The sequence below is a fragment of the Brasilonema sp. UFV-L1 genome (assembly GCF_012912105.1).
Lineage (GTDB): Bacteria > Cyanobacteriota > Cyanobacteriia > Cyanobacteriales > Nostocaceae > Brasilonema.
In genome coordinates, this window is sequence record NZ_QMEA01000265.1 from 1 (window position 1) to 2,697 (window position 2,697).

The 2,697-nt window shown below is 43.0% G+C and carries 3 protein-coding genes; 1 reads left to right on the forward strand and 2 read right to left on the reverse strand.

What is annotated here, in order from left to right; translation table 11 throughout:
• Positions 1-184: 184 nt before the first annotated feature.
• Positions 185-529, forward strand: coding sequence for a hypothetical protein (locus DP117_RS33850; protein WP_169222529.1), 345 nt, complete (start codon positions 185-187; stop codon positions 527-529).
• A 182-nt stretch (positions 530-711) separates the two neighbouring features.
• Here DP117_RS33850 and DP117_RS33855 read toward each other — a convergent pair whose 3' ends face one another.
• Positions 712-1,365, reverse strand: a complete 654-nt coding sequence (locus DP117_RS33855; protein ID WP_169222530.1) for an HAD family phosphatase — start codon at positions 1,363-1,365, stop codon at positions 712-714.
• A 219-nt stretch (positions 1,366-1,584) separates the two neighbouring features.
• Positions 1,585-2,583, reverse strand: coding sequence for an alpha/beta hydrolase (locus tag DP117_RS33860; RefSeq protein WP_169222531.1), 999 nt, complete (start codon positions 2,581-2,583; stop codon positions 1,585-1,587).
• Positions 2,584-2,697: the final 114 nt, after the last annotated feature.

A 2,697-nucleotide genomic window follows, 5' to 3' on the forward strand; every position in this document is an offset into this window, starting at 1 on the left:
TATTGGACTCAACCGAGAACCGCTATAATTTCCCAACCCTATCTGCTATCTCACTTAAAGTCTTTAGTTTACCATTATTGATTTTTTCAGATACTAAAACCTGAGCAGTGACGTACATCTGCTCTTGGTTTAATTTAGTCTTAGAAAATCGTGGCATTAATCTGTTGTACAATTCTACAGAAGAATGTACGTAAATGTACATTTTGGTCAATTAGGTGGCTTGACCAGAACCAAACTTATTTTCGATTCAGTTTTTTATTTCAGCTTAGCTTTGCAAGGTAAAACTGCCACTAGAATTTGGGAGACGGTTTTAAGCCAAGCCCGCATCGAACTGTGCTTATCCTCTGCTCACTTCAACGAAATCAAAGCCAAGCTCTACGGCGAAGAGATGCGCCAGATACTTGGTGCCCGGTACAATGAAGACCTAATGAGTCAAATTTGTATAAAAATTGCTGCCAGCCACACTTACTTTTATCCCAAACTCAGTATCGACCTTTGCCACGCTTTTGGAACTAGCTGCAACTTGTAAAGCAGACTTTCTGATTACTAATGACAAGCAGCTACTGAAGTTAAACCCATTTGAAGAAACCCGGATTATCAAAATTGGGGATTTTCTGAATTTGTTTCAAGCTAGCTTAGTTACAAATTGACAGATAGGCAGATGCAGGCTCATTGAAGCAAGAAGCGCAAGGACTTTTAGTGCTGGTTAGTTTAAATCTTCAAATTCTCAAGTAAATTTGGCAGTAGTCTCATAGAACTAAAAACAACTGATGCGCCTGCTGCTCGCAATTTTTGTGGATTACTGTATTGTGTGTAACCAAAAACTTTCATCCCAGCGCTAAATCCGGCTTGCACGCCGATTGGAGTATCTTCGACTACTACACATCGCTGTGGATGAATTTTCATTTTCTCGGCTGCATATAAGAATAGATCTGGATGTGGTTTACCCCGTGCGACATCTACAACAGTGAATATTTTTTCCTCAAAATACGGCAGTAGCCCTGTGACATCTAGCTTTGTTTGAACCATCTCACGTGTGCTATTTGAAGCTACACAATAAGAAGTTTTTATTTGAGATAAAACATCATGTATACCCTTAATTGGCTTTAATTTTTCTGATAAACTCTTCTTGTTGCGTTGCCTAAATTCGGTGACAAAGTTATCTGGAATAGGTTTTCCAAGAGACTCTTGGATAATTTCTACACACGCTGTCATAGGTTGACCGACGAATGTGTTAGATATATATTCCAAGGTGACTGGCAACCCGATTTCACTAAGCATTGCCGCAAAAACCGAGTTAGTGATTTGTTCACTATCTACAAGTACACCATCACAATCAAAGATAACTAAGTCAAATGGACTCATTATTTTCCTACTTCAACTCTCAACTCATTTTCTCATGACTGAACTTGGAGTTGAGTTTGATTTTAAAGTGGAAGTCGCCGTTTAACAAGGAGAATTGGGAGCGGTGGGATGTTCGTCTTTGTCTCTGTCTCAATATCAATAAAACTCGCTAGTAGTTTGCTACAATCAGCCTCAGAATCTGGTAATAATGGCTATGACACAAAAGGTTGTTACCGTTTCCTATTGCAGATATTTTTTCAGTTCAGCGGCGGCTTGGACAAACAGGGAACGTGTTGCTGGCACCTCGGCTAAACCATTCAGCAGTCCGAAGTCATGAATCATGCCGTTGTAACGCACGGTTGTGACTTTGACCCCGGCTTCATTCAACTTGCGTCCATACGCCTCGCCTTCATCACGCAAGATATCACTTTCTGCCACCTGGATTAGTGCCGGAGGCAATCCTTGCAACTGCTCAATGGTAGCCTGCAAGGGAGAGGCATAGATTTCTTGACGTTTTTCCGGATCAGTCGTATACAAATCATACATCCACTTCATCAAAGATGTGGTCAGGAAACGTTTTTCACCAAATTGTTGATAAGAATCCGTGGTAAAATCAGCGTCTACTATCGGCCACATCAGAATTTGCAACTTAATCTGCGGACCACCTTTAGCTTTAGCCATCAAAGTGGTAACCGCCGTCATATTGCCACCCACACTGTTGCCAACGACCGCCAGATTTTTACCGTCAACATCTATCTCCTCACCGTGGTCGGCTACCCACTTGGTAGCGGCATAGATCTCATTGACTGCCTGCGGATACTGAGCATCCGGAGTTCGGGTGTAATTGACAAAGACAGCCGCACAACCTGATAGCACGACGAGATCCCGAACCATGCGCTTGTGCGTTGGGTAATCGCCCAGCACCCAGCCACCGCCATGAATAAATATGAAAACAGGAAGTGTACCTTTGACACCTGAAGGTCGCACGATATTGAGTTCGAGCGGGTAACCGTCAGCAGTAATAATCTTTTCAGACTCGTCAATGCTTGAAAGGTCAACATTAACGGCAGCCTGTGCATCAACTAGTACTTGACGCGCTACGAGCGGGGGTAGTGTCTCCAAGGGCGGAGCATCTCCTGAATTTAGCACCTGCAAAAATGCCTTCACTTCTCTTGAAAGACGCGGATCGTCTGCAACTTCCAAAACTCTTACCGCTTCCGAATTTTCTGGATTCGACATATTCTCATCGGATTAATTGCCACTCACTGACATCCTCTCTACCCTAAAGGGTTAGAGGTGAGAGCGAAAAATTTTGGGGGAGATGGGCAACGTGCGGTCGTGACAACTTAAGAT